Source organism: Aeromonas sp. TECH754, assembly GCF_056279295.1.
The window spans coordinates 3,650,689-3,675,254 of the sequence record NZ_JBWBRA010000001.1 but is presented as its reverse complement, the minus strand read 5'-3'; the positions used below and the strand labels follow the sequence as shown (position 1 = coordinate 3,675,254).

The window sequence follows — 24,566 nt, the reverse complement described above, 5'->3', positions numbered from 1 at the left end:
TTGGGCATAAACGGGAACCGGAAAACGGTTTAGATGATGCGCTTAAGCAGGATATGCGCCTTGACCCTGTGGATGCGGGCCAGCAGTTTGCGGACCTGTTCCGGGTAGTCCTTGATCTGCTCTATCTGATCGAAGTGGCTGATGCGGCGGGTGTGCGCCAGAATGTTGGCCCGCTCCTCGCTGAACCTCTCCTGCAGATGGTGGTGCTGATCGTGCACCAGCAGGCCATTCTCCAGATCCAGCGCCCAGGCGCGGGGATTGAGGTTGTTGCCGGTCAGCAGCGCCCACTCCTTGTCCACGAACAGTCCCTTGAGGTGATAGGAGTTCTGCTCGCAGCACCAGAGCATCAGGTTGAGACGACCGGCGTCGATGTGACGCTGGTTGCGCTCGGCAAACTTGCGCAGATTGGTCTCGTACAGATAAGGCAGGCCGCCGATGGTGGAGAACTTCTCCTGTGGCGGGATGAAGAAGTCGTTGGCGGTCTTGTCGCCCACCACTATGGTCACCTTGCAGCCGCGCTTGAGCAGTGACTCCACGTCCTTGCTCAACTCCTTTGGCGGGTTGAAGTAGGGGGTGCAGATGAAGAGCTCGCGCTCGGTGGCACGGATCAGGTTGCGGATCATCCGGTTGAGCTGGTTGCCGCGCTTGCCCAGCCCCGCCATGGGGGTGATGGCGATCTCCTGGCTGTTGGCCGGGATGCTCTCGAAACGGTACTGGCTGGTGCGCAGGCTCTGCTTGAAGCGGCGGATCGGCCCCTTCAGCTGTTTGGCGCTGGGGATCTCGCGACGATCCAGTCGTTGCACCGCCTCGCTGCGCAGGAACACATCGTCCACGTAGTTGACCATGCTGCGGGTCAGCGCCTGGCTGTTGATCTGGTGGTAGCGGTCGAAACGGTAGCGATCCTGCTGGTGCAGGTAGATGTCGTTCAGGCTGGCGCCGGAATAGAGCAGGGTATCGTCGAAGATGAAGCCCTTGAGGTGCAGGACGCCGAGCAGCTCGCGGCCCTTCACGGGCACGCCGTAGATCTCGATCTGATGTTCATGGCGAGCGGCCATCTCCTGATACATCAGGTGGTTGCCGCCCTGCTTGCCCTTGCCGATGAGGCCGCGCTGGGCGCGGTGGAAGTCGACGAAGACCTTGATGTCGAGGGCCGGGTTGCGCTGCTTGGCGGCATAGAGTGCCGACAGTATCTCCCGTCCCGCCGCGTCGTCCTGCAGATAGAGGGCGATCAGATAGATGCGGTGGGTCGCGCCGGCGATGAGCGAGAGGATCCGGCTCTTGAAGTCTTTGGCGCTGCTGAGTACCTGGAACTGATCCGCGGCAACCGCGATCTGGGGTAAACGTGTCAGCAACTGTCGATAATGTGCCGATGAATGCATAGAGAAACCTGAAATCACGGGGTTAAGCGTTCCACTCGGGGCAATGAATAGGCGATTCTAGCAATCTCGGCGCTGAATACCCAATAAAGAATCCACGTCGGTGTGACCCTGCTAAAAGAATACGGGTCGGGACAAGAGCCCGACCCGCATGGAGGCGTCATGACGAGGCGCGTGCTTAGAACACGATGCTGGCCAGTGCCACTATGAGGAAGGCGATGGTGCCGAGCAGGGTCTCCATCACGGTCCAGGTCTTGAGGGTGGTCTTCACATCCATGTTCAGGAAGCGACCGACCAGCCAGAAGCCGGAGTCATTGAAGTGGGACAGCACGGTCGCGCCGCCGGCGATGGCGATGACGATGAAGGTCAGATCCAGCTCGCTCAGGCCAGGGGTCGCGGCCACCATGGGGGCCATCAGCGCGGCGGTGGTGGTGAGGGCCACGGTGGCGGAGCCTTGCGCCACGCGCAGTGCGGTGGAGACCAGGAAGGCGGCCAGGATCACCGGCATGCCGGTATCGCCCAGTACGTCTGCCAGTGCCGAACCGATGCCGCTGGCGCGCAGCACGCCACCGAACATGCCACCGGCGCCGGTGACCAGGATGACGGCACAGACCGGGGCCAGCGCATCGTTGCAGAACTTCTCGAGCTGCACCTTGCCTTGCTGGCGACGGAAGATCCAGAGGGCGTAGAGCAGGGTGATCATCAGGGCGATCGGGGTCTTGCCGATCATGCGCAGCAGGTTGACCCAGTCAGCGCCCTTCTCGACCAGCCCCATGGAGCCCAGGGTGTTGAGGCCGGTATCCATGAAGATGAGCACCAGCGGCAGCAGCAGGATGGAGATGACCTGAGCGAAGCTCGGCAGCATGTTGGCCGGGATCGCTGGCTGTGAGGTGAAGCTCGGCGGCAGCGGCAGCTCGAATTTCTTGCCGGCCCAGAGGCCAAACAGATAGGCACCCAGGTACCAGGTCGGGATGGCGACCAGCAGGCCGACTATGGTCAGCAGGCCGATGTTGGCACCGAGCAGCTCGCTCGCGGCGACGGGACCCGGGTGCGGCGGCATGAAGGCATGCATCACCGCGAAGGCACCGGCGGAGGGCAGGGCATATTTGAGGACGGAGCCGCCAAACTGCTTGGCCACGCTGAAGATGATGGGCAGCATCACGATGAGGCCTGCATCGAAGAAGATGGGGAAGCCGAACAGCAGGGAGGCAATCCCCAGCGCGAAGGGGGCACGGTGGGCGCCGAAACGGCTGATGAGGGTGTCGGCCAATACCTTGGCACCCCCTGTCATCTCCAGGATCCGGCCGATCATGGCGCCGAGGCCGACCAGCAAGGCGACCGAGGCCAGGGTGCTGCCGAAGCCACCGAGGATGGTGGGCACGACCTGGTCATAGGCGACGCCGGTGGCGAGGGCCGTGACCACGCTGACCAGCGTCAGGGAGACGAAGGCGTGGATTTTGAAGCGCATGATCAACAGCAGCAGCAGAATAATTGCACCGCCTGCTACCGAGAGCAGATAGGCGACATCGGGGGTATTTACCGCACCATCCATAATTTTTATTTCCTCACGAGTTCCAATTTATTGTCCTGCACAATTTTGTGCACCACTTCACACACCGTAACGTTACCGGTAACATGTTACCGGTAACGTGGTAGCTTAGAACCCATCAACGACAGGTTATTTAAGAATTGAGATAGAGGTCAAAAAATGGCGGGAAAGAGCATTATCGTGATGGGCGTCTGTGGTAGCGGCAAATCCAGTGTCGGCCTCAAGCTGGCGCAAGCCCTGGGTGCCAAGTTCATCGACGGGGACGATCTGCACCCCCGCGCCAACATTCAGAAGATGGCCAGCGGCGCCCCGCTCAACGATGAGGATCGCGCTCCCTGGCTGGAACGGATCCGTGATGCGGCCTACAGCCTTGAGCAGAAGAACGAGGTGGGGGTGATCGTCTGTTCCGCCCTCAAGCGCCAATACCGGGACCAGATCCGCGAGGGCAACGATTCGGTGCACTTCCTGTTCCTGGATGGCAGCCAGTCGCTCATTCTCGAACGGATGCGGGCCCGCAAGGGTCACTTCATGCGCGAAGGCATGGTACAGAGTCAGTTTGATGCCCTGGAGCGGCCGGATGGCGAGGCCGGGGTATTCCATATCGATATAGACGGGCCCTTCGAACAGGTTGTCGATCGCGCCGTCACCACCTTGGGGCAGGCCCTGTGAGCCGTCTGCCGATCCCGACGGTTGTCGACCGCCGCCTAATTACCGTACTGGAGCAATCACTATGACCCATCCCGTCATCATCGCGGTCACCGAGCGCATTCGCGAGCGCAGCCGCAGCCGCCGTGCGGCCTTCCTTGCCCGCATCCAGCGTCAGGCCGCGCAGGGCAAGACCCGCGCCGCCCTGGCCTGTGGCAACCTGGCCCATGCCGTGGCCGCCTCCGGCTGCGACGAGAAGGGCCGGATCCTCGACATGACCCGCGCCAACGTCGGCATCGTCACCGCCTACAACGACATGCTGAGTGCCCATCAGCCCTATCAGGGCTACCCTGACCGGATCAAGGCCGCGCTGGCGGCGCTCGGCCACAGCGCTCAGGTCGCCGGCGGCGTGCCCGCCATGTGCGACGGCGTCACCCAGGGCCAGCCGGGAATGGACATGTCGCTGTTCTCACGGGATCTGATCGCCCAGGCCACCGCGCTGTCACTGTCCCACAACACCTTCGACGCGACTCTGCTGCTCGGCATCTGCGACAAGATAGCCCCTGGCCAGATCATGGGGGCGCTCTCCCATGCCCATCTGCCCACCGCCTTCGTGCCCGCCGGCCCCATGGCCAGCGGCATCAGCAACGACGAGAAGGTGAAGGTGCGCCAGCAATACGCCGCCGGCGAGGTGGGCCGCGAGGCCCTGCTGGAGATGGAGTGTGGCGCCTATCACTCGGCTGGCACCTGTACCTTCTACGGCACCGCCAACACCAACCAGCTGGTGTTCGAGGCCATGGGTCTGATGCTGCCGGGCTCCGCCTTCGTGCACCCGCACAGTGAACTGCGCCATGCCCTGACCGCCGAGGCGGCCCGCCGTATCAGCGCCATGATCCCCGGCTCCCCGGCCTACCGTCCCCTCTGCGAGGTGCTGGACGAGCGCGCCCTGGTCAACGGCCTGGTGGCCCTGCTCGCCTCCGGAGGCAGCACCAACCACAGCATCCACATGGTGGCGCTGGCCCGCGCCGCCGGTCTGGAGCTGACCTGGGACGACTTGAGCGATCTGTCCGATGTGGTGCCGCTGCTGGTGCGCATGTACCCGAACGGCCCGGCGGACGTGAACGCCTTCGAGCAGGCGGGTGCCGTGCCCGGTCTGATGCGCCGTCTGGCACAGGAGGGGCTGATCCACATGGATGCGACCCCGACCTTCGGCGAGATGCAGGATTACCTCAGCCGCCCCGTGCTGGTGGATGGTAAGCTGGCGTGGCAAGAGGTCGGCGAGAGCACGGATCCGAGCGTGCTGTCACTCTCCGGCGCCCAGTTCCAGGCCACCGGCGGCACCAAGCTGCTCTCCGGCAACCTGGGCCGTGCCGTGGTCAAGGTCTCGGCCGTGGCGCCGGAATACCGGGTCATCGAGGCGCCCGCCCGGGTCTTCTCCTCCCAACACGCGGTGGAGGCGGCCTACAAGGCCGGTGAACTGAATCAGGATGCGGTCATCGTCGTGCGCCACAACGGCCCCGCCGCCAACGGCATGCCGGAGCTGCACATGTTAATGCCGGTGCTCGGCAACTTGCAGAAGGCGGGTCACAAGGTGGCGCTGGTCACCGATGGCCGCCTCTCCGGTGCCTCCGGCAAGATCCCGGCCGCCATCCATGTCACCCCGGAAGCGCTGCACGGCGGCGCCATCGGCCTGCTGCGCGACGGCGATCTGTTGCGGGTGGATGCGGAATCCGGCCGCCTGGATTGCCTGACCGATTTGACCGGCCGCACCCAGGCCGAGATCGATCTCAGCCTGGAGCAAGAGGGCTGGGGCCGTGAACTGTTCAGCGTGATGCGTCGCGCGGTATCGAGCGCCGAGTGCGGCGCCACCATCTTTGACTGAGGAAGAGCTATGCAAAACTGGAAAGTGACCCCTGCCGAGGTGTTTGCCGCCTCCCCGCTGGTTCCCGTGATGGTCATCAGCGATCTGGAGCAGGCCCTGCCGATGGCCAGGGCACTGCTGGCCGGCGGCATCTCGGTATTCGAGATCACCCTGCGCACCCCGGTGGCGCTCGACGCCATCGCCCTGATCGCCAAGGCGATGCCGGAGGCCATGGTCGGTGCCGGTACCGTGCTCAACTGCGCACAGTTCGATGCCGCCGTGGCCGCCGGTGCCCGTTTCGTCATCTCACCCGGGATGACCCCGGCGCTGCTGGCTCACGCCGCCCAAAGTACCGCGCCGCTGATCCCCGGGGTGGCCACCGCCTCCGAGGTGATGCAGGCGCTGGAAGCCGGCTATGACCACCTGAAATTCTTCCCGGCCGAGGCCAACGGCGGCACCAAGGCGCTGGCCGCCATCGCCGCGCCCCTGCCCCAGGTACGCTTCTGCCCCACCGGCGGCATAGGCCCGAAAAACGTGGCCGACTATCTGGCGCTCAAGTGCGTCGCCACCGTCGGCGGCTCCTGGATGCTGCCGGCCGATGCCATCAAGGGGGGTGACTGGGATGAGGTGACTCGTCTGTCCCGCGAAGCGGTTGAATTGGTTAAACGCTAAGCAAGAGTCGTTTAGAAAAACCAAACAGGCCACCTCAGGGTGGCCTGTCTGTTTTCGACCTCAGCCCGGTGGAGGAGGGGGCCGGGGCGGCAGATAAGGGGCGGTCAGCCCAGGCTTTCCCCCTGATAGAGGGAGAAGCCGAGATCCCGGCAGGTCTCGGGCAGCGACTGGCCATTGAGTCGGGCCAGCAACATGGTCGCCGCCTCGCGGCCTATCTCCTGGCGCGGGGTGATGATGCTGGCGAGCTTGGGGGTCATGGCCTGGCCGATGTCGAGGCCATTGCTGCCGGCGATGGCGATCTGTTGCGGCACCGGTATCCACTTGGCCTGGCACTGCAGCAGGGCGCCGACCGCCAGATCGTCGTTGGTGCAGAACAGGCCGTCGAGATCGGGATGGCACACCAGTGCCTGCTCCAGCAGCTGACCCCCCAGGGTGAAGCTGGAGGATTGCTCGGTCAGCAGGTGCTGGCCGGCGAGGCCATAATCGCTCATCGCCTGGTAGTAGCCCTCCATTCGCAGCTGGGTGCGCACGTCGAGCCGGGCGCCGAGATAGACCACCTTGCGCCGACCCCGCCGCAGCATCTCTGTTACCATGGCCCGGCCAGCCGCTCTGTGATCCATGCCGGCCACCATGTCGATGGGGGTCTGCGGCAGATCCATGGTCTCCACCACCGGGATGCCGGCGGTGGCGATCATCTTGCGGGTGCGCTCGGTGTGAGCGCTGTCTGACAGGATCAGGCCATCTACGTTGTAGGAGAGCAGGGCGGCGACCTGCTCCTCCTCTCGCTCTGGGCTGTAGCCGTAGTGGGCGAGCAGGGTCTGGTAGCCGGCGGGGCGGGTCACCGCCTCTATGCCCTGCACCAGGGCGGAAAAGACCTGATTGGAGAGGGACGGGATCAGGATGCCGATCGCTTTGCTGGTGGCGTTGGAGAGCATCTCCGGCGCCCGGTTCGGGATGTAGCCAAGCTCTTCCACCGCGGCGGCGATGCGCTCGCGAGTGCCCTCGGCCACGGCCTGCGGATCGCGCAGGTAGCGACTGACGGTCATCTTGGTGACCCCGGTCAGGTCGGCGATGTCTTGCAGGGTGGGGCGGCGCTTGCGGGTGTCGTTCATCTTGGGATCCGGCATCAATGTTACAGGTAACATTACCGTTTTTAGGCGAGGGTGTCAGCATATGGCGCCATAAACAGGGGGAAGCTTGGGATGATCAAGGGCAAAACGTTCGAGGGGAAGCGGTTTGAGCAGCAGGAGGTCGAGGGGGAGCAATTTTCTGACTGTCGCTTCATCGGCTGCAACTTCTCCTGGCTCGATCTCGGCGAGAGCCGTTTCGTCGACTGCAGCTTCTACGAGCGGGAACGCGAGCTGGGTTGCCAGTTGCAGGGTTGTGACCTGCGGGAGGCGAGCTTCCTGCGCTGCGATCTGACCCTGGCTGATCTGAGCCGCAGCCAGTGCCTCGGGCTGGAACTGCGGGATTGCCAGGCGATGGGGATCAACTTCGCCCAGGCCAGCTTCGCGAACCAGATCACCGTCAAGAGTTACTTCTGCGAGGCCCATCTCACGGGAAATAATTTCAGCTATGCGAACTTCGATGGCTGCCTGCTGGAGCGCTGCGAGCTCGGCGGCAATCGCTGGCAGGGGGCCAGCCTGCGGGGAGCGTCGCTGGCGGGATCCGATCTGAGTGGCTCCGAATTCGGCCAGATAGACTGGACCAGCTTCAACCTGCAGGGCTGCGATCTGCGCCAATGCGATCTGCCCGGGCTGGATCTGCGGCGGGTCAATCTGGACGGGGTGAAAATAAGTGAAGAGCAGCAGCAGGGGCTGCTGGAGCAGATAGGCATGATCGTCTTCCCCTGAGTGACCCGCCAAAACGAGGTAAGTTTTCGTCATTTGGCGTGAGGCGCCGGGCACCGATTGGGATCAAAAAAGCCTGCGCGATGCAGGCTTTTTTTGATGGATTGTGCGGTGAACACCATGGTGTTGCCGCCTTTCGCTCCCTTCTCCCTTCGCGGGAAAGGGGTGAGGGAGGACGTGGCAGAGAGCCGAATTCTCAGCGCTTTGCCAACCATTTGGTGGGGTTGATGGCCTCGCCCTGATAGCGGATCTCGAAGTAGAGGCCGGGTCTGTCCTGGCCGCCGCTGTCACCGACCAGTGCCACGGGTTCACCCTGCTCCACCTTCTGGCCGACCTGGCGCAGCAGCGACTGATTGTGGCCGTAGAGGCTCATGTAGCCCTTACCGTGGTCGATGACCAGCAGCATGCCGAAGCCGTCCAGCCAGTCCGCATAGACCACCTGACCCGCCGCCACCGCCTTGACCTGGGTGCCTTCGCTGGCGCCGATCAGGGTGCCTTTCCACTTGAGTTCGGCGGTGCGCGCCGAGCCGTAGGAGATGAGGATGGGGCCCTGCACCGGCCAGCGCAGGCTGCCATTGGTGCTGAGGCCGCCGTAGCCATTGCTGCTGGCCTTGGCGCTGTTGCGGGCGGCGGTTTGCTGCTGCGCCACTCTGTTCTGCTGTTCGCTGACTCTCTTCTGCTCGGCGGCGAGCCGTTGCTGCTCGCCGGCCTTCTGCTGTTGGGCCGCGATCCGCTGCTGTTCTGCAATGCGCTTCTGTTCGGCAGCTAGACGTTGCGCCTCCAGACGGCGCTGGCGCTCCTGCTCGGCCTTGATCTTGGCGAGCCGCTCCCGTTCGGCGCGCTCACGGCGCTCCTGCTCTTCCCGCTGCCGGCGCAGCTCTTCCAGCCGGGCCTTCAGGGCCTTCTCCGCCTTGACCAGCTTGGTGAGTTTCTGTTCGTCATTTTGCACCGACTGCTGCAACTGGTTGCGCACGGTGGCACGGCTCTGCTGGCTGGCCAGCAGACTCTGGTGATGTTGCTGCTGTTCGCTCAGCAGACTCTGCAGCTTGCTTTCGGTTTCTTGGGTGGCCTGCTGGTTCTTGGCCAGCTTGGTGCGGGTGGCTCGCAGGGTGTCGATGGCCTCGATGCGGGCCTTGTTGAGATAGTCGAAGTAATCGAGGGCACGGCTCAGTTTGGCCGGATCCTGCTGGTTGAGCAGCAGCTTGAGGTAATCGTGATTGCCCGCCTGGAAGGCGCTTTCCGCCTGCTTGGCCAGCAATTGTTTCTGATGTTTGGCCTGTTGCTCCAGATCCAGCTTGTCTCGCTGCAGTGTTACCAGCGTCTGCTGATTCTGCTTGAGTTGCAGCCTGGTCTGATCGAGCTTGGCGGCAGCGACCGAGATGGCCTGCTCATCGGCCTTGAGCTGGGTATTGAGTTTGGCCAGCTCCTGCTTGCTGAGCTTGATGGTCTTCTGCTGTTCCTTGATCTCGGTCTGCATGGCGCCGAGCTGCTGGTTGGCAGCCAGGGCCTTGCCTGCGCCGAACGACAGACAAAAAAACAGCGCGCCGGCCAACAGGCCGACGCGACTGGTTTTGGTTGAAATCACTTCGCATCCCCGCATGGGGAAGGATTATTTCAGAATCATCAGGGGCTTGCCAGTCATTTCCGGCGGCACCGGCAGACCCATCAGGGTCAACATGGTCGGGGCCAGATCGGACAGTTTGCCGCCTTCCAGCACCTCGGCCTTGCGACCGAAGTAGATGAGCGGGACGGGCAGATTGGTGTGGGCGGTGTGGGCCTGACCGGTCTCTTCGTCCAGCATCTTCTCGGCGTTGCCGTGATCGGCGGTGATCAGGCATTCGCCACCCACTTCGGCCAGGGCCTCGGTGACACGACCGATGCAGTGGTCAACCGCCTCACAGGCTTTGACGGCCGCGTCGAACACGCCGGTGTGGCCGACCATGTCGCCGTTCGGGTAGTTGCAGATGATGGTGTCGTACTTGCCGCTCTTGATGGCCGCGACCAGCTTGTCGGTCAGCTCTTCGGAGCTCATCTCCGGCTGCAGGTCGTAGGTAGCCACTTTCGGGCTGGCGACGATCTCGCGATCCTCACCGGTGAAGCAATCTTCCTCGCCACCGTTGAAGAAGAAGGTGACGTGAGCGTATTTCTCGGTCTCGGAGATGCGCAGCTGGGTCTTGCCCTGCTTGGCCAGCCACTCACCCAGAGTGTTCACCAGGGCAGTCGGCGGGTAGGCGCAAGGGGTTTTGATGTCGGCCGCGTATTCGGTCAGCATCACGAAGTTCAGCTTGGGGGTTGCGGCACGGGCGAAGCCGGTGAAGTCGCTGTCGACGAAGGCGCGGGTGATCTCGCGGGCACGGTCGGCACGGAAGTTCATGAAGATCAGCGCATCGCCATCCTGCATCGGGGCGGCGGCACCGATGCGGGTCGCCTTGACGAATTCGTCGTTCTCGTCGCGAGCGTAGGCGGCGGCCAGGGCTTCGCTGGCACTGTCGGCGGTGAACTCGCCCTTGCCCTGAGTCATCAGGTCATAGGCTTGCTGCACGCGATCCCAACGGTTGTCACGGTCCATGGCGTAGTAACGGCCGATCATGGAGGCGAAACGACCCTTGCCCAGACGGGCGAACAGGGCATCGAACTGTTCGATGGAGGACTGGGCACTGCGCGGCGGCACGTCGCGGCCATCCAGGAAGGCGTGGAAGTAGATCTGCTCGGCGCCACGCTTGGCGGCCATCTCGATCATGCCCATGATGTGCTCTTCGTGGCTGTGTACGCCACCCGGGGACATCAGACCCATGATGTGCACGGCCTTGCCGTTGGTCACGGCGCCGTCAACAGCCTTGGCCAGCTCGACGTTCTGGAAGAAGTCGCCGTCCTGGATCTCTTTGGAGATGCGGGTCAGCTCCTGGTACACGATGCGACCGGCACCGATGTTGACGTGACCCACTTCGGAGTTGCCCATCTGACCATCGGGCAGGCCCACGTCCAGGCCGGAGCCGGAGATCAGGGTGCTGGTGTAGTCACGGGCGAGGCGGTCGAGGTTGGGGGTCTTGGCGGCGGCGACGGCGTTGTGCTCTTGCTTGGTGCTGTAGCCCCAACCGTCCATGATGACCAGAACCAAAGGTTTCTTAGCTGTTGACATAAGGCTATGTCCTCTCGGATAGGAATGAATTGCGGGAAGTGAAACTAGCGTAATATTACTACATCTGCCGAAATAGTCACCTGATAGCCAAGTCCCTCTGTAGCTTGGCTTTTTGGTTGTTAAGACCGCGTTTTAGGCATGTTGCCGGCTTGTCTGACAACCGCCATTTTCCCCTCATTTACCCCCTTTTTTGTCCGTCTGATCCCCGTTTTTCGCCCGCCGACTCCCCGTTCAGACTCACTTTTTCGATGGGGGCAATCGAGGGGCACCCCCGATGGGAGCTTGCTCTCGCTTTGCCGCCAAGATGGCTGATCTTATCAAGGGCCCCATGTATACTCGGGCCCTTGTCTTGGTCCCTGGATAGTAGAAGATGCAAGAGTATTTGGATTTTGCGACCCGCAACCCGCTGCTGACCGCAGCCTGGTTGGGTCTGGCAGGCACTCTGGTGTATACCACCGTGCGTGCTCGTTTTTCTCCGGTCAAGGCGGTGAACAACCACGCCGCCACCCTGCTGATCAACCGTGAGAATGCCACCGTAGTGGACATTCGCAGTCAGGATGAGTTTGCCAAGGGTCATCTGGCCGGTGCCCATCACCTGCCACTCACCCAGATCCAGGCCAACAATCTGGGCCCGGTTGAAAAACACAAAGACGCCCCCATCATAGTGGTGTGCGAGTCGGGGATGACCGCTGGTGGCGCGGGTCGCCAACTGAGCAAGGCCGGTTTCAAGCAGGTATATACGCTCAGCGGTGGCATGGCCCAATGGCGTGCAGAGAATCTGCCGGTGACCAAAAAACGCTGATTTAAGGGCCTGCGCCCACACATTTTCTTAAAAAGGAATCAAACGAAATGGCTGACGAAATCAACAATCAGGAAGTGCAACCGGAATTCCACATCCAGCGTGTCTACACCAAGGATGTTTCCTTCGAAGCCCCGAATACTCCGCACATCTTCCAGAAAGAGTGGCAGCCGGACGTCAAGCTGGACATGGACACCAAGACCAACGTGCTGGCTGACGGCGTGTTCGAAGTCGTGCTGACCCTGACCGTGACTTGCAAGCTGGAAACCGAAACGGCCTTCCTGTGCGAAGTACAGCAAGCCGGCATCTTCACCATCGGCAACCTGCCGGAGCCGCAGCTGGCTCACTGCCTGGCCGCCTTCTGCCCGAACATCCTGTTCCCGTACGCCCGCGAAGCCGTGGCCAACCTGGTGAGCAAGGGTTCCTTCCCGCAGCTGAACCTGGCACCGGTCAACTTCGATGCCCTGTTTGCCCAGCACATGGCGCAGGCACAGGCCCAGCAGGCGACAGCGGAAGCCTGATAATGGCCGACCAGATCGCTATTTCGGTCTTGGGGGCGGGGTCTTACGGCTCCGCCCTTGCCATTTCTCTGGCGCGCAACGGTCATCCGACCCTGCTGTGGGGCCACGATGCCGCCCATGTCGCCGTGCTGGAACAAGATCGCTGCAACAAGGCTTTCCTGCCGGATGTTCCTTTCCCCACGGATCTGCAACTGACGGCGGATCTGCAGGCCGCGGTGCAAGCCGCGCCCGTGCTGCTGCTGGTGGTACCGAGCCATGTGTTCGGCCAGGTGCTGACCCGGATCAAGCCCTTCCTGCGTCCCGATACCCGTATCGCCTGGGCCACCAAGGGGCTGGAGCCGGACAGTGGTCGTCTGCTGCAGGACGTGGCCCGCGAGGTGCTGGGTGACGAGATACCGCTGGCGGTGATCTCCGGCCCTACCTTCGCTCGCGAGCTGGCCGCCGGCATGCCGACCGCCATCTCGGTGGCTTCGACCCACGACGATTTCGCCGACGATCTGTCCCACCTGCTGCATTGCGGCCGCTCGTTCCGGGTCTATACCAACCCTGACTTCATCGGTCTGCAGCTCGGTGGCGCGGTCAAGAACGTCATCGCCATCGGTGCCGGTCTCTCCGACGGGTTGGGTTTTGGCGCCAACGCCAGAACCGCGCTCATCACCCGGGGCCTGGTGGAGATGCAGCGTCTGGGCGCCGCGTTGGGCGCCGATGCAAAGACCTTCATGGGGATGGCGGGGCTCGGGGATCTGGTGCTGACCTGTACCGACAACCAGTCTCGCAACCGTCGTTTCGGTCTGGCCCTCGGAGCGGGCAAGAGCGTGGACACCGCCATGGCCGAGATAGGCCAGGTGGTGGAAGGTTATCGCAACACCAAGGAGGTGCATCTGCTGGCGGCCCGTTTCGGCGTCGAGATGCCCATCTGTGAGCAGATCTTCGAAGTCCTCTATCAGGGCAAGAACCCGAAAGAGGCCGCCATCGCCCTGCTGAGCCGGGACAAGCGCGACGAATAGATCGTTGTTGCTTCGGTTCGCCGGATAGCAAAAGGCCCCGCCAATCTGGCGGGGCCTTTTTCATGTGCTCATCAGGTCAGCGACTGCCTCGCGGCGGGAGTCACTGCAGCGGCATCAATAGTAGGAGTGATCGCCACGCTGGTGCTCGGTGGCATCTTTCACGCCGTTGAGCTCACCCGGGAATTTCTCCAGCAGCTGCTTCTCGATCCCCTCTTTCAGAGTGTAATCCACCTGTGAACAGCCGTTGCAACCGCCGCCAAACTGCAGAATCGCCAGCTTGTCGTCGGTGATGTCAATCAAGGTCACCTTGCCACCGTGACCGGCCAGCATGGGGTTCACCTCGGACATCAGCACGTATTCGATGCGATCGGCCAGGGGGGCATCGTCGTCGACCTTGCGCATCTTGGCGTTCGGCGCTTTCAGGGTGAGCTGGGAGCCCATCTGATCGGTGACGAAGTCGATGGTGGCATCTATCAGGAAGGGGGCGCTCAAGGGATCGACCAGGCAGTCGAAGCCGCTGAAGGGCAGGTGTTGATCTTCCGGATCGACCGCGTCGGGTGGGCAATATGATACGCCGCACTCGGCATTCTGGGTTCCCGGATTGACCACAAACACCCGGATGTTGGTGCCATCAGGCTGCTTTTCCAGCAACTTGCGGAAATGGGCCTGGGCGGTGTCGGAAATGCTGATCATCACTATCCTCATAAACCTGAGTGTACGACTAGGGTATTCATGATAACTCTCTTGGCCTGGCTTGGGTAGCGTGTCGATGGCTACCCGGTGTGACCCTGAGCGCAACAAGTGCCTGACAAGACGCCAGACCGCGATTTCCTCTTCTCCATGCCGTCCCGACTATTTGATCTGTCTCTGTGTGCGACAGAGTGCCCACACTTCCACTTGTTCAACGCCGCTTGCGCGGAGCAAACGGCTGAGCTGGCCGGCCGTGGCGCCGGTGGTGACTACGTCGTCGAGCAGGGCCACGTGCCGATAGTGGTGGGGCGCTATCTGAAAGGCGCCGCGCAGGTTGCGCCTGCGTTGCCCCGCACTCAGGCTGGTCTGCCGAGGGGTTGCCCTGATCCTGCGCAGCAGCCGGGTATCGCAGGGAATGCCGGTGATCTCGCCGAGGGCCAGCCCTATCTCCTGCGCCTGATTGAAGCCGCGCCACCACTGGCGCCACCAATGTAGCGGCACCGGGATGATGACCTCGGGCGGCGTGTCCAGCACCAGATGGTTGGCCAGCAGGCGAGCCAGGGGCGGCGCCAGCAGGATCTGGCCTCCGTATTTCAGGCGGGGGATCAGCAAGGGATAGGGGGGCAGATAGTCACCGATCACCTGCAGCCGTTGCCAGGGCGGTGGTCTGCGCTGGCAGCGGCCGCAGATCGACTCTGCTACTGCCACCTGCTCCGGCAGCGGCGCCGCGCACAGCCTGCACCTGTGGCCGGGTTGGTGCAGGGCCTGCTGACACCAGCTGCACAGCAGCGGCTGGGTGTCACAGGGCTGGCGGCAGAGCAGACAGAGGCCCAGCCAGTCGGCCCGGCTACCGAGGATCGGACTTGCTTTGGCGAGCAGGCGCTTTAACATGCTGGATCCAAGCAGATAAACAGGAATCTTGAGTCTAGATGAGCGTATCGGTTGAGCGGTTTGGCCAGGGCCAGGACCTGGTGTTGTTGCATGGCTGGGGCATGAACGGGGCCGTCTGGCACGGTATCGTCCATGAACTGGCGGTCCATTATCGACTCCATCTGGTGGATCTGCCGGGGTTTGGCAATAGCCCCTTGGCGAGCGACGTCGAATACAGCCTGCCCTGGCTGGCGGAGCAGGTCGCCGCCGTCTTGCCGGAAAAATGCCATCTGCTCGGCTGGTCCCTCGGCGGTCTGGTGGCGGGTCAGCTGGCACTCACCCGCCCCGATCGCTGCCAGAGCCTCATCACCGTGGCGAGTTCCCCCTGTTTCATGGCCCGTGACGAGTGGCCCGGGATCGCCCCCAAGGTGCTCGCCGGTTTCAACCAGATGCTGGCGGGTGACTTCAAGCAGACCATAGAGCGCTTCCTGGCGATCCAGGCCATGGGCAGCGAGCACGCCAGAGACGACATCCGTCAGCTTCGCCACTGGTTGGCAGAGCGGCCGGCGCCCCAGCTTGCTGCCCTGGAGGCGGGCCTCAGTCTGCTGGCCGACGTCGATCTGCGCGATGAGCTGACCGTGTTGGATCTGCCCTGGCTGCGGATCTATGGCCGACTGGACTCGCTTGTGCCCAAGGCGGCCATCCCGCTGCTGGACGAGCGCTATCCCGACAGCCGCAGTCTGGTGCTGGACAAGGCCTCCCACGCCCCCTTCATCTCCCATCCAGCCCAGTTCATCGAGATGGTACGGCAGTTCATCGGCTGAAAAATGAGCGGCAGGCTTCAATAATTCCTCCGACTGGTGAATAATCAGCCAACAGCCAGAGGAGCAACAAGATGCGCATCGATTCTGCCATGAGCACGGGGGTACAGGGATTCCAGCGGGCGGAGCAGCTGGCCGATCGGGCATCCGACCAGATAGCCCGCCTCAATACCCCGGCCGGTGAACGGGTGGAGCTGCCTGAGGAGCTGGTCAATCTCAAGGTGGCCGAGCTGCAGGTTGGTGCCTCCGCCAAGGTGATCCAGACCGCCAGCGACATGATGGGTACCCTGATCGACATCCGGGTGTGAGATGAACATCAACGTCAGTCTGCCACCTCTGATCCCCAATCAGCTGCAACCGCAGACGGAAGCGGCGCATACTGACAACCGCCGGGCAGAGCTGGTTCCCCAGACTCGCCAAAGCGAGGCCTTCGGTGCCGAATCCGGCCTCGGCTCCCAGAAAGACAAGTCCAGCACTCCCCAGACCCATCCCAATGCGCTGCCCCAATCGACCAGAGACAACCCTCAGGCCAATCCGGCGGCCTTGCCCCAGCGTTTCGTCGAGGCCACGGACGAAGAGGGCAAGCGCAGGCAGCAGCAGGACTCCGGCCAGCAGGAGCAACAGAAGCAGCAGCGACAGATAGAGGTGCTGGTCGAGCGGGATCTGGAGGTGCGCAAACACGAGCAGGCGCACCAGAGTGCGGGTGGTCAGCATGCGGGCAGCCCGACCTATGAGTATGCCTATGGGCCTGATGGCAAGCGCTACGCCAGCGGAGGGGAGGTGGCTATCGATATCGCCGCCGTCCATGGTGATCCGGCGGCGACCCTCGCCAAGATGCAACAGGTACGCGCCGCGGCGCTGGCACCGGCCGAGCCTTCCTCTCAGGATATGAGCGTGGCCCGCAGTGCCACCGTCAAGGAGGCGCAGGCCCGCAAGGAGCTGATGGCAGCAGTGCCGGATGAAGGCTCGTCCAGCCCGCTCGGGACTTACATGGACAGACGCAATCAGATCATCGCCCAGCACTATCGGCAGGCGGTCAGGCCGGCCCCTCGCCAGAACTTTGGTCTGGATATCTGAGCAGGCGGATCCACCGCTCCTGTGATGACAAATCTTTCCAGCGCCCAGTAAAAAGCCCCTCGCGGGGCTTTTTGTATTTTTGGCTTCTTATTTCTTGGTCTTGGAGAGGGCGGCGGCGAAGGCGTTGCCCATGGCACCCCCCATGGCACTGGCCGGGGCTGGCTTGCTGCCGGGGGCACTCCTCGGCTTGGCATTGCCCGCCGCGGATTGACGCGGCTCGGCTGGCTTGCGGGCAGGTTGTCCCGGCTTCTCGTCCAGGCGCATGGTCAAGCTGATGCGCTTGCGCGGGGCATCCACCTCCAGCACCTTGACCCTGACTATGTCGCCGGCCTTCACCACCTCGCGGGGATCCTTGACGAAGCGGTCGGTCAGCGAGCTGATATGTACCAAACCATCTTGGTGTACCCCGATATCGACGAAGGCGCCGAAGTTGGTGACGTTGGTGACCACCCCTTCCAGCATCATCTCGGGCACCAGGTCGCTTATCTTCTCCACTCCGTCCTTGAAGGTGGCGGTCTTGAACTCGGGGCGCGGATCCCGGCCCGGCTTGTCCAGTTCGCCGATGATGTCGGTGACGGTGGGCACCCCGAACCGCTCATCGGTGTAGTCGGCGGGTTTGAGGCTTTTGAGCAGGCTGCCGTTGCCGAGCAGGCTCTCAACCTGTTGCTGGAGCCGCGCCAGGATCCGCTCCACCACAGGATAGGATTCCGGGTGCACCGCCGAGCCGTCCAGCGGGTTGCTGCCACCGCGGATGCGCAGGAAGCCGGCACATTGCTCAAACGCCTTGGGCCCGAGCCGGCTCACCTTCAGCAGCTGCTGGCGGTTGTGGAAGGCACCGTTGTCGTCTCTGTAGGCGACGATATTCTGGGCCAGGGTCTGGGAGAGGCCGGAGACCCGGTTGAGCAGGGCAACCGAGGCGGTGTTCACATCCACCCCGACTGCGTTCACGCAATCCTCGACCACGGCGTCCAGTCGGCGCGCCAGCTGGCTCTGGCCCACGTCGTGCTGGTATTGGCCGACGCCGATGCTCTTGGGATCGATCTTGACCAGCTCGGCCAGGGGATCCTGCAACCGGCGGGCGATGGAGACTGCGCCACGGATGGAGACGTCGAGATCCGGGAACTCCTGGGAGGCGAGCTCTGAGGCGGAGTAAACCGAGGCGCCGGCCTCGCTCACCACTATCTTCTGTGCCTTGGCGGCGGGGTAGCGCTCGAACAGCTCAGTCACCAGCCGGTCGGTCTCTCGGGAGGCAGTGCCATTGCCGATGCTGATGAGTTCGACCCCGTGCTTCTGGCACAGCTCGCTCAGGGTCTTGAGGCTCTGATCGATCTGGCGCTTCGGTTCGAACGGATAGACGGTGGCGTGATCGACCAGCTTGCCGGTGGCATCGACCACGGCCACCTTGACCCCGGTGCGGATGCCCGGATCCAGCCCCATAGTGCAGCGCATGCCGGCCGGCGCCGCCATCAGCAGATCCTGCAGGTTCATGGCGAACACCTTGATCGCCTCTTCCTCGGCGCTCTCGCGGATGCGGCCGATAAGCTCCGTCTCCATCTGCAGGGAGAGTTTGATCTTCCAGGTCCAGCTCACCACCCCCTGCAGCCACTTGTCCGCCGGGCGGCCTTGCAAGTTGAGCCTGAGGTGATGGGTGATGATCCCCTCGCAGGGGCTGGTGCTCTCGTCTTCACCTGTGACTAGCGCCAGGTTGAGCACTCCCTCGTTGCGGCCGCGCAGCATGGCCAGCACCCGGTGGGAGGGGGCCTTGTGCAGCGGCTCGTCGTGCTCGAAGTAGTCCTTGAACTTGGCCCCTTCCTGCTCCTTGCCCGCCACCATGCGGGCACGCAGGGTGGCGTTGTGCCACAGATAGTCCCGCAGCTTCTCCAGCAGATCCGCCTGCTCGGCGAAGCGCTCCATCAGGATGTAGCGGGCGCCGTCGAGGGCGGCCTTGGGGTCGGTGATGCCTTGTTCCGTATTGAGGAAGGCCAGCGCCTCCTGCTCGGGATCCCGCATGGGATCGGTGAGCAGCAGGTTCGCTAGCGGCTCGAGCCCGGCCTCGATGGCCATCTGCCCCTTGGTGCGACGCTTAGGCTTATAAGGAAGGTAGAGATCCTCCAGCCGGGTCTTGCTGTCGGCCTCGTTCAGATCGCGGGCCAGCTCGGGGGTGAGTTTGCCCTGCTCCTCGATGGAGCGCAGGATCACCTGGCGGCGATCGGCCAGCTCGCGCAGATAGCCGAGCCGGCCCTCCAGGGTGCGTAGCTGGCTGTCATCCAGGCCGCCGGTCACCTCCTTGCGGTAACGGGCGATGAAGGGCACGGTCGACCCCTCATCCAGCAGGCGCACGGCGGCCTCTATTTGCTGTGGGCGAGCATTGAGCTCGGTGGCGATCTGTCTCTCAATTACATGGCTGTGCATTGGGGATCTCTGTGGTCGGGTCTATCCAGCTGGCCTGCCGTGGCTGGGGTGCCGCTCGTCCGTTAGCTGTCTCCCTGTTGCATGGGGAGGTGCATCGAGCATTGCCGTGGCCGGTTTGCGCCCTGGGGCGCCGAGTGTGAGCACTATATGGGGTCGAGGCGGGGGATGCTACCCCGGCTGCCCAGCATAGGGGGAGGGGGTATGCACCCCTGGCCGGATCACTTGGGATAGGTTATCTCGTTGACATACCAGCAGGCGTCACCCACTGGCGTACGCACTATGGCCTCATCCCCGACCTCCTTCTTGAGCAGGGCACGGGCCATGGGGGAGTCGATGGAGATGTAGTCCTTGCGGCCGAAGATCTCGTCGTAGCCGACGATGCGAAAGCGCTTGGTCTCCCCCTCTTCGCTCTCCACCTCGACCCAGGCGCCGAAGAACACCTTGTCCTCCTGGGACGGGGCATAGTCGACTATGGTCAGCTCCTCCAGACACTTGCGCAGATAACGGACGCGTCTATCGATCTCCCGCAACCGCTTCTTGTTGTACTGGTAGTCGGCATTCTCGCTGCGATCCCCGAGGCTGGCCGCCCAGGCGACCTTCTTGGTGGTCTCGGGCCGCTCCTCCCGCCACAGGGTGTCGTGCTCTTGCCGCAGTCTGTTGTAGCCTTCACGGGTAATGAGTTTGGTTTTCATGGGGTTATCAGTCCCTGGCGCCAGCTGGTGGGTTAGGTTGTACTGCACGGGATAGTAGAGTCTGTCGATGCCTGGGCACAAGCCGCCTCGTTGTATCAGCGGGTCTCGCACCTTGTGGTCTGGCTGTCGAACAACGGTGCGCTGCCAGTGGCTCTTTGCCTGCCGCCTCGCTGGTGCAACGGCCCGCGATGGGCCGGTCGAGGGTAATAACCGGTAACATTTTTATGCTTTGTCGATGCAGGGGGGGCACCCTAGTATTGGGAGCAGAGAAAGAGGAGTGGCAAGCATGAGTCAGCAATACAAGGTTCTGGTGGTCGACGACGACCTGAAATTACGTTCCCTGCTGGAGCGTTACCTCACCGAGCAGGGATTCATGGTGCGGGGCGTCGCCAATGGAGAGCAGGCCGATCGCCTGCTGACTCGCGAGAACTTCAGTCTAATGGTGCTGGATCTGATGCTGCCGGGGGAGGACGGCCTCTCCATCTGCCGCCGTCTGCGCGAGGCGGGCAACCAGATCCCGGTACTGATGCTTACCGCCAAGGGGGACGAGGTGGATCGTATCGTCGGACTCGAGATGGGGGCCGACGACTACCTGCCCAAGCCGTTCAATCCACGCGAGCTGCTGGCCCGGATCCGCGCCGTGCTGCGCCGCCATACCGTCGAGCTGCCCGGTGCGCCTTCCGTTGCCGAGAAGATGGTGAGCTTCGGTGCCTATCAGCTCAACCTGGCGACCCGGGAGTTGAGCCGGGACGGCGAGCCGGTGGCCCTGACCAGCGGCGAGTTCGCCGTGCTCAAGGTGTTGGTGAGTCATCCCCGCGAGCCGCTCTCCCGCGACAAGCTGATGAACCTGGCCAGGGGCCGTGAATATACCGCCACCGAGCGCAGCATCGACGTGCAGGTCTCCCGCCTGCGTCGCCTGCTGGAGCAGGATCCGGCCCAGCCCCGTTACCTACAGACCGTCTGGGGTCTCGGCTATGTGTTCGTGCCGGACGGTGACGGCACATGAAGAAAGTGAGCAGCATGTTCTCCCGCATGCTCTGGTTCCTGGCTGCCGTGCTGGTGGTCTATCAGTTTGTCTCCTACGCCACCTTCTACAACTACCTGCTGGCGCCCACCGTCAAGCAGATCAGCCACCTGCTGGCCAATCAGGTCAAACTCATCTTCCCCATCGACAGCAAGCAGCTGGCCCTCAGCGAGGATGCCGAGGCGCTGGTCTATGTGGCGACCGGCAGCGACATCTATACCCAGGCCGAGGCGGAGCAGCATGGGCTCAAGGAGTCCAAGCCTTATATCTACCTGGAGCAGAGCATCAGCCGCGAGCTGAAGGGGGAGACCAAGGTCAGGGTCGAGATCCAGGATCACTACATCATCTGGATCCAGCCGCCCCAGGCCAAACAGATGTGGGTGCGGATCCCGCTGACCGAGATCGAGGATGACGACATAGAGCCGCTGATCCTCTACATGAGCGTGCTGCTGGTGGTGACCCTGTTCGCCGCCTGGCGCTTCGCCCGCCAGTTGGTGCGGCCGCTGGAGGATCTGGAGGCGGGCGCCGTGGCGGTGGCCCGTGGCAACTTCCCCGATGCGCTGGGGGAGCAGGGCTCCCGGGAGGTGCGCCGGCTGACGCGTACCTTCAACCACATGTCGAGCTCCATCAAACGGCTGATCGAGGAGCGCAACATGATGATGGCCGGGGTCTCCCACGATCTGCGCACGCCGCTGACTCGCATCCGGTTGGCGACCGAGATGATGTCGTCCGGGGATGAATACCTCAAAGAAAGCATCAACGCGGACATCGACGAGTCCAACGGCATCATCGACCAGTTCATCGACTACATCCGGCCGGATGAAGGGCTGGATACCCGGCAGATCGATCTGACCCAGCTGGTCCACGACGCCTTGCTGATGCAGACCGATCAGGGGCTGGAGGTGGAACTGCTGTTGCCGGAACAGGCGGTGCGAGTGGCCTGCAACCCCATCAGCCTGCGCCGCATCCTCAACAACCTGTCGGGTAACTCCCTGCGCTACGGGGCAACCCGGCTGCAGGCGGAGCTCAAGGATGACGGTCACTGGGTACGGCTGCGCCTGTCGGACAACGGACCCGGCATTCCGGAACAGGACTACACTCGGGTGCTCAAGCCCTTTACCCAGGGTAATGTGGCGCGCACCGGCGGCGGCAGCGGCTTGGGGCTGGCCATCGTCGCCAAGATAGTGTCCCAGCACCACGGCACCATACGGCTGGGCAGCTCCGAGCTGGGGGGGCTGCTGGTGGAGATCCGGCTACCCAAGCACCAGCCACTGGAGTGGGTGGATTGAACAGAGGGCGCATCGATGGATGCGCCCTCTGTGTTTCAGCCCTGTGGCTCGGCCTTGCTGCGGTAGCGTTTGCCGTATTTGAGCTGCTGAATGAGCAGGGCGGCCACGATCAGCGCCAGCCCGATGGGGGTGGCGGGATGGATGGCCTCGCCGATCAACAGGTTGAGCAGCACCAGGGAGGCAAACGGCGAGATGAAGATGAGATTGCTGATGGGGGCCGTGTTGGTGGCGTGGCGCAGGGCCATCAGCCAGAGCACGAAGCCGAAGCCCATCTCGAATAGGCCCACATAGATGGCGCCGGCCCAGCCTTGCCAGGCGGTCATGTGGAAATCGGCGAGCAGCCAGGTTGCCACGACAATGAAAGGCAGGCTGATGATGAAACCGAGCAGCAGGCTGACGATGGGATCCCCCTGATTGCGGGTGTTGAGGATCCAGTAGCCGGCCCAGATGAAGGTAGACACCAGCGCCAGCGTGACCCCGAGCGGGCTGTCGAAGTGCAGGCCGAACACGTCTCCCTTGGTGGCGATCACCAGGGCACCGAAGTAACCCAGCACGATGGCAACCCCGTCGCGGCGGCGCAACTTCTGACCGAGGAAGGGCACCGCCAGCAGGCTGAGGGTGATGGCCCAGGTGTAGTTGAGGGTCTGCGCCTGCTGGGCGGGTAGCAGATCATAGGCCTTGAACAGCAGCAGGTAGTAGAGGAAGGGGTTAAGGGCGCCGAGTGCCAGATAGTAGTAGGGGCGCGCCTTGATATAGCTCAGCAGCAGCGGCAGCTTGCCCTGCCTGGTGACGATGAGCCCCAGCGTCAGGGTCGAGGTGAAGGCGGCCACGAGCAGCAGTTGCACCGGCTCGAAGTAGGCGAGGGAGATCTTGAAGGCGGTGGCCACCGTCGACCAGAGGGCGACGGCGCAGAGTCCATATTGGTAGGCTTTCTTCTGATCTTTGATCATCTGGGGTCGTTCCGCTGACAGAGGCAAGGGCGCAGTCTATCAGCCCGATTGGGGCCTTGTCGTCACCACCGCATGGGGGCAATCCGGCCGGTGGTGGCAAGATCCATCCGTCCCACCATATTGCGCACAATCTGTGCGCCCTCTCTTGCGCGAATTGAAAAAATCCGTATAATCCCCTCCGCTTACCCATGAGGTAGCCAGACGATATGTCTGCTTGCTGAGCTTCCCGTTTACGAGTCGCCAGCCTTACAGTCCTCCCGATATGGGAGGAAACGTGAAAAATCACACCTCTGGCTGGAATATTCCCGGTCGGGCGGTGTTGATTTATGTTCTTTTATCTATTGGAGCTCTGTCAATGCAGAACCAAAGAATCCGTATTCGCCTGAAGGCTTTTGATCATCGCCTGATTGATCAATCCACAGCGGAAATCGTTGAAACTGCAAAGCGCACCGGCGCGCAGGTTCGCGGTCCTATCCCGCTGCCGACTCGCAAAGAGCGCTTCACCGTCCTGATCTCCCCGCACGTCAACAAAGATGCGCGCGATCAGTACGAGATCCGCACTCACAAGCGTCTGGTAGACATCGTTGAACCGACTGACAAGACCGTTGACGCTCTGATGCGTCTGGATCTGGCAGCCGGTGTAGACGTCCAGATCAGCCTGGGTTAATTACGGAAAGAGGTTGATAACAATGACAATCGGTCTTGTAGGTCGCAAAGTGGGTATGACTCGCATCTTCACTGAAGATGGCGTTTCTATCCCGGTGACTGTTATCGAAGTTGAAGCTAACCGTGTAACTCAGGTCAAATCTGTAGAAACCGACGGCTACAACGCTATTCAGGTTACCACTGGCGCCAAAAAAGCCAGCCGTGTAACCAAGCCGGAAGCTGGCCACTTCGCCAAAGCTGGTGTAGAAGCCGGTCGCGGTCTGTGGGAATTCCGCTTGAACAACGGTGAAACTTTCACTGTTGGTAGCGAGCTGAAAGTAGATCTTCTTGCTGACGTTAAGCTGGTAGACGTTACCGGCACATCCAAGGGTAAAGGTTTTGCCGGTACTGTTAAGCGCTGGAACTTCCGCACCCAGGATATGACCCACGGTAACTCCTTGTCTCACCGCGCTCCGGGTTCTATCGGTCAGAACCAGACTCCGGGTCGTGTATTCAAGGGCAAAAAGATGGCTGGTCACATGGGTGCTGAGCGTGTAACGACTCAGAACCTGGAACTGGTTCGTGTTGACGCTGAACGTAACCTGCTGCTCATCAAAGGTGCAGTACCGGGTGCAACCAACGGCAACGTGATCGTCAAACCTGCCGTCAAAGCGTAA

At 62.5% G+C, this 24,566-nt stretch carries 24 protein-coding genes; 14 read left to right on the top strand and 10 right to left on the bottom strand.

Going from position 1 to position 24,566, the window contains the following annotated elements; translation table 11 throughout:
• Positions 1-29: 29 nt before the first annotated feature.
• Positions 30-1,379, bottom strand: coding sequence for a CDP-diacylglycerol--serine O-phosphatidyltransferase (gene pssA, locus ACZ9IL_RS16780; protein WP_476004494.1), 1,350 nt, complete (start codon positions 1,377-1,379; stop codon positions 30-32).
• A gap of 175 nt (positions 1,380-1,554) precedes the next feature.
• The gene (locus tag ACZ9IL_RS16775) at positions 1,555-2,928 is read right to left on the bottom strand and encodes a GntP family permease (protein ID WP_476004493.1); all 1,374 of its coding nucleotides are present in this window, start codon (positions 2,926-2,928) and stop codon (positions 1,555-1,557) included.
• A 156-nt stretch (positions 2,929-3,084) separates the two neighbouring features.
• Here ACZ9IL_RS16775 and ACZ9IL_RS16770 point away from each other — a divergent pair, with 156 nt between their 5' ends.
• The 3 genes from ACZ9IL_RS16770 to ACZ9IL_RS16760 all read left to right on the top strand — a co-directional run bounded on the left by ACZ9IL_RS16770 (position 3,085) and on the right by ACZ9IL_RS16760 (position 6,103).
• Positions 3,085-3,594 (top strand): gluconokinase, encoded by a 510-nt coding sequence (locus ACZ9IL_RS16770; protein ID WP_476004492.1) that lies wholly within the window; start codon positions 3,085-3,087, stop codon positions 3,592-3,594.
• Between the two features lie 61 nt (positions 3,595-3,655).
• Positions 3,656-5,452, top strand: a complete 1,797-nt coding sequence (gene edd, locus ACZ9IL_RS16765) for a phosphogluconate dehydratase (RefSeq protein WP_476004491.1) — start codon at positions 3,656-3,658, stop codon at positions 5,450-5,452.
• A gap of 9 nt (positions 5,453-5,461) precedes the next feature.
• A complete protein-coding gene (locus ACZ9IL_RS16760) occupies positions 5,462-6,103 on the top strand; it encodes a bifunctional 4-hydroxy-2-oxoglutarate aldolase/2-dehydro-3-deoxy-phosphogluconate aldolase (protein WP_476004490.1) in 642 nt (213 codons plus the stop codon).
• Between the two features lie 104 nt (positions 6,104-6,207).
• Here ACZ9IL_RS16760 and ACZ9IL_RS16755 read toward each other — a convergent pair whose 3' ends face one another.
• A complete protein-coding gene (locus tag ACZ9IL_RS16755) occupies positions 6,208-7,215 on the bottom strand; it encodes a substrate-binding domain-containing protein (RefSeq protein WP_476004489.1) in 1,008 nt (335 codons plus the stop codon).
• Positions 7,216-7,305: 90 nt separating this feature from the next.
• On the opposite strand from ACZ9IL_RS16755, the gene ACZ9IL_RS16750 reads away from it, so the two are divergent.
• Positions 7,306-7,956, top strand: coding sequence for a Qnr family pentapeptide repeat protein (locus ACZ9IL_RS16750; RefSeq protein ID WP_476004488.1), 651 nt, complete (start codon positions 7,306-7,308; stop codon positions 7,954-7,956).
• A gap of 193 nt (positions 7,957-8,149) precedes the next feature.
• Here ACZ9IL_RS16750 and ACZ9IL_RS16745 read toward each other — a convergent pair whose 3' ends face one another.
• A complete protein-coding gene (locus ACZ9IL_RS16745; RefSeq protein ID WP_476004487.1) occupies positions 8,150-9,553 on the bottom strand; it encodes a peptidoglycan DD-metalloendopeptidase family protein in 1,404 nt (467 codons plus the stop codon).
• Between the two features lie 9 nt (positions 9,554-9,562).
• Entirely contained in the window at positions 9,563-11,092 is a 1,530-nt protein-coding gene (gene gpmM, locus ACZ9IL_RS16740) for a 2,3-bisphosphoglycerate-independent phosphoglycerate mutase (RefSeq protein ID WP_476004486.1), read from the bottom strand.
• 370 nt (positions 11,093-11,462) lie between these two features.
• Here gpmM and ACZ9IL_RS16735 point away from each other — a divergent pair, with 370 nt between their 5' ends.
• Genes ACZ9IL_RS16735 through gpsA form a run of 3 tightly spaced genes read left to right on the top strand, consistent with a single transcriptional unit; the run spans position 11,463 to position 13,419 of the window.
• Entirely contained in the window at positions 11,463-11,894 is a 432-nt protein-coding gene (locus ACZ9IL_RS16735) for a rhodanese-like domain-containing protein (protein ID WP_476004485.1), read from the top strand.
• A gap of 47 nt (positions 11,895-11,941) precedes the next feature.
• The gene (gene secB / locus ACZ9IL_RS16730) at positions 11,942-12,412 is read left to right on the top strand and encodes a protein-export chaperone SecB (RefSeq protein ID WP_033132363.1); all 471 of its coding nucleotides are present in this window, start codon (positions 11,942-11,944) and stop codon (positions 12,410-12,412) included.
• Between the two features lie 2 nt (positions 12,413-12,414).
• Positions 12,415-13,419: an NAD(P)H-dependent glycerol-3-phosphate dehydrogenase gene (gene gpsA, locus ACZ9IL_RS16725; protein ID WP_476004484.1), complete on the top strand. Its 1,005-nt coding sequence runs from the start codon at positions 12,415-12,417 to the stop codon at positions 13,417-13,419.
• 114 nt (positions 13,420-13,533) lie between these two features.
• Here gpsA and nfuA read toward each other — a convergent pair whose 3' ends face one another.
• Together nfuA and ACZ9IL_RS16715 are read right to left on the bottom strand one after the other, a co-directional pair.
• On the bottom strand, positions 13,534-14,112 hold the full coding sequence (nfuA, locus tag ACZ9IL_RS16720; RefSeq protein ID WP_042639193.1) for a Fe-S biogenesis protein NfuA: 579 nt from the start codon (positions 14,110-14,112) through the stop codon (positions 13,534-13,536).
• A 159-nt stretch (positions 14,113-14,271) separates the two neighbouring features.
• Positions 14,272-15,000, bottom strand: a complete 729-nt coding sequence (locus ACZ9IL_RS16715; RefSeq protein ID WP_476004483.1) for a ComF family protein — start codon at positions 14,998-15,000, stop codon at positions 14,272-14,274.
• A gap of 38 nt (positions 15,001-15,038) precedes the next feature.
• Here ACZ9IL_RS16715 and bioH point away from each other — a divergent pair, with 38 nt between their 5' ends.
• From bioH to ACZ9IL_RS16700, 3 genes are all read left to right on the top strand, one after another.
• Positions 15,039-15,803 carry a pimeloyl-ACP methyl ester esterase BioH gene (bioH, locus tag ACZ9IL_RS16710; protein ID WP_476004482.1) on the top strand — a complete coding sequence of 255 codons (765 nt, stop codon included), beginning with the start codon at positions 15,039-15,041 and terminating at the stop codon, positions 15,801-15,803.
• 71 nt (positions 15,804-15,874) lie between these two features.
• On the top strand, positions 15,875-16,108 hold the full coding sequence (locus ACZ9IL_RS16705; protein WP_476004481.1) for a flagellar biosynthesis protein FlgE: 234 nt from the start codon (positions 15,875-15,877) through the stop codon (positions 16,106-16,108).
• 1 nt (position 16,109) lies between these two features.
• Positions 16,110-16,877: a putative metalloprotease CJM1_0395 family protein gene (locus ACZ9IL_RS16700; protein WP_476004480.1), complete on the top strand. Its 768-nt coding sequence runs from the start codon at positions 16,110-16,112 to the stop codon at positions 16,875-16,877.
• An 87-nt stretch (positions 16,878-16,964) separates the two neighbouring features.
• On the opposite strand, the gene ACZ9IL_RS16695 is transcribed toward ACZ9IL_RS16700, so the two are convergent.
• Together ACZ9IL_RS16695 and greB are read right to left on the bottom strand one after the other, a co-directional pair.
• Entirely contained in the window at positions 16,965-19,289 is a 2,325-nt protein-coding gene (locus tag ACZ9IL_RS16695; protein WP_476004479.1) for a Tex family protein, read from the bottom strand.
• Positions 19,290-19,507: 218 nt separating this feature from the next.
• The gene (gene greB, locus ACZ9IL_RS16690; protein ID WP_476004478.1) at positions 19,508-19,981 is read right to left on the bottom strand and encodes a transcription elongation factor GreB; all 474 of its coding nucleotides are present in this window, start codon (positions 19,979-19,981) and stop codon (positions 19,508-19,510) included.
• Positions 19,982-20,267: 286 nt separating this feature from the next.
• On the opposite strand from greB, the gene ompR reads away from it, so the two are divergent.
• Positions 20,268-20,987 carry an osmolarity response regulator transcription factor OmpR gene (gene ompR, locus ACZ9IL_RS16685; RefSeq protein ID WP_476004477.1) on the top strand — a complete coding sequence of 240 codons (720 nt, stop codon included), beginning with the start codon at positions 20,268-20,270 and terminating at the stop codon, positions 20,985-20,987.
• Complete coding sequence (gene envZ, locus ACZ9IL_RS16680; protein WP_476004476.1) at positions 20,984-22,294, top strand: two-component system sensor histidine kinase EnvZ; 1,311 nt, start codon at positions 20,984-20,986, stop codon at positions 22,292-22,294. The genes ompR and envZ overlap by 4 nt, the downstream gene beginning before the upstream one ends.
• A 35-nt stretch (positions 22,295-22,329) precedes the next feature.
• Here envZ and ACZ9IL_RS16675 read toward each other — a convergent pair whose 3' ends face one another.
• On the bottom strand, positions 22,330-23,244 hold the full coding sequence (locus ACZ9IL_RS16675; protein ID WP_476004475.1) for a DMT family transporter: 915 nt from the start codon (positions 23,242-23,244) through the stop codon (positions 22,330-22,332).
• A 355-nt stretch (positions 23,245-23,599) separates the two neighbouring features.
• On the opposite strand from ACZ9IL_RS16675, the gene rpsJ reads away from it, so the two are divergent.
• Together rpsJ and rplC are read left to right on the top strand one after the other, a co-directional pair.
• Positions 23,600-23,911 carry a 30S ribosomal protein S10 gene (gene rpsJ, locus ACZ9IL_RS16670; protein WP_005307944.1) on the top strand — a complete coding sequence of 104 codons (312 nt, stop codon included), beginning with the start codon at positions 23,600-23,602 and terminating at the stop codon, positions 23,909-23,911.
• Positions 23,912-23,933: 22 nt separating this feature from the next.
• Positions 23,934-24,566: a 50S ribosomal protein L3 gene (gene rplC, locus ACZ9IL_RS16665; protein WP_476004474.1), complete on the top strand. Its 633-nt coding sequence runs from the start codon at positions 23,934-23,936 to the stop codon at positions 24,564-24,566.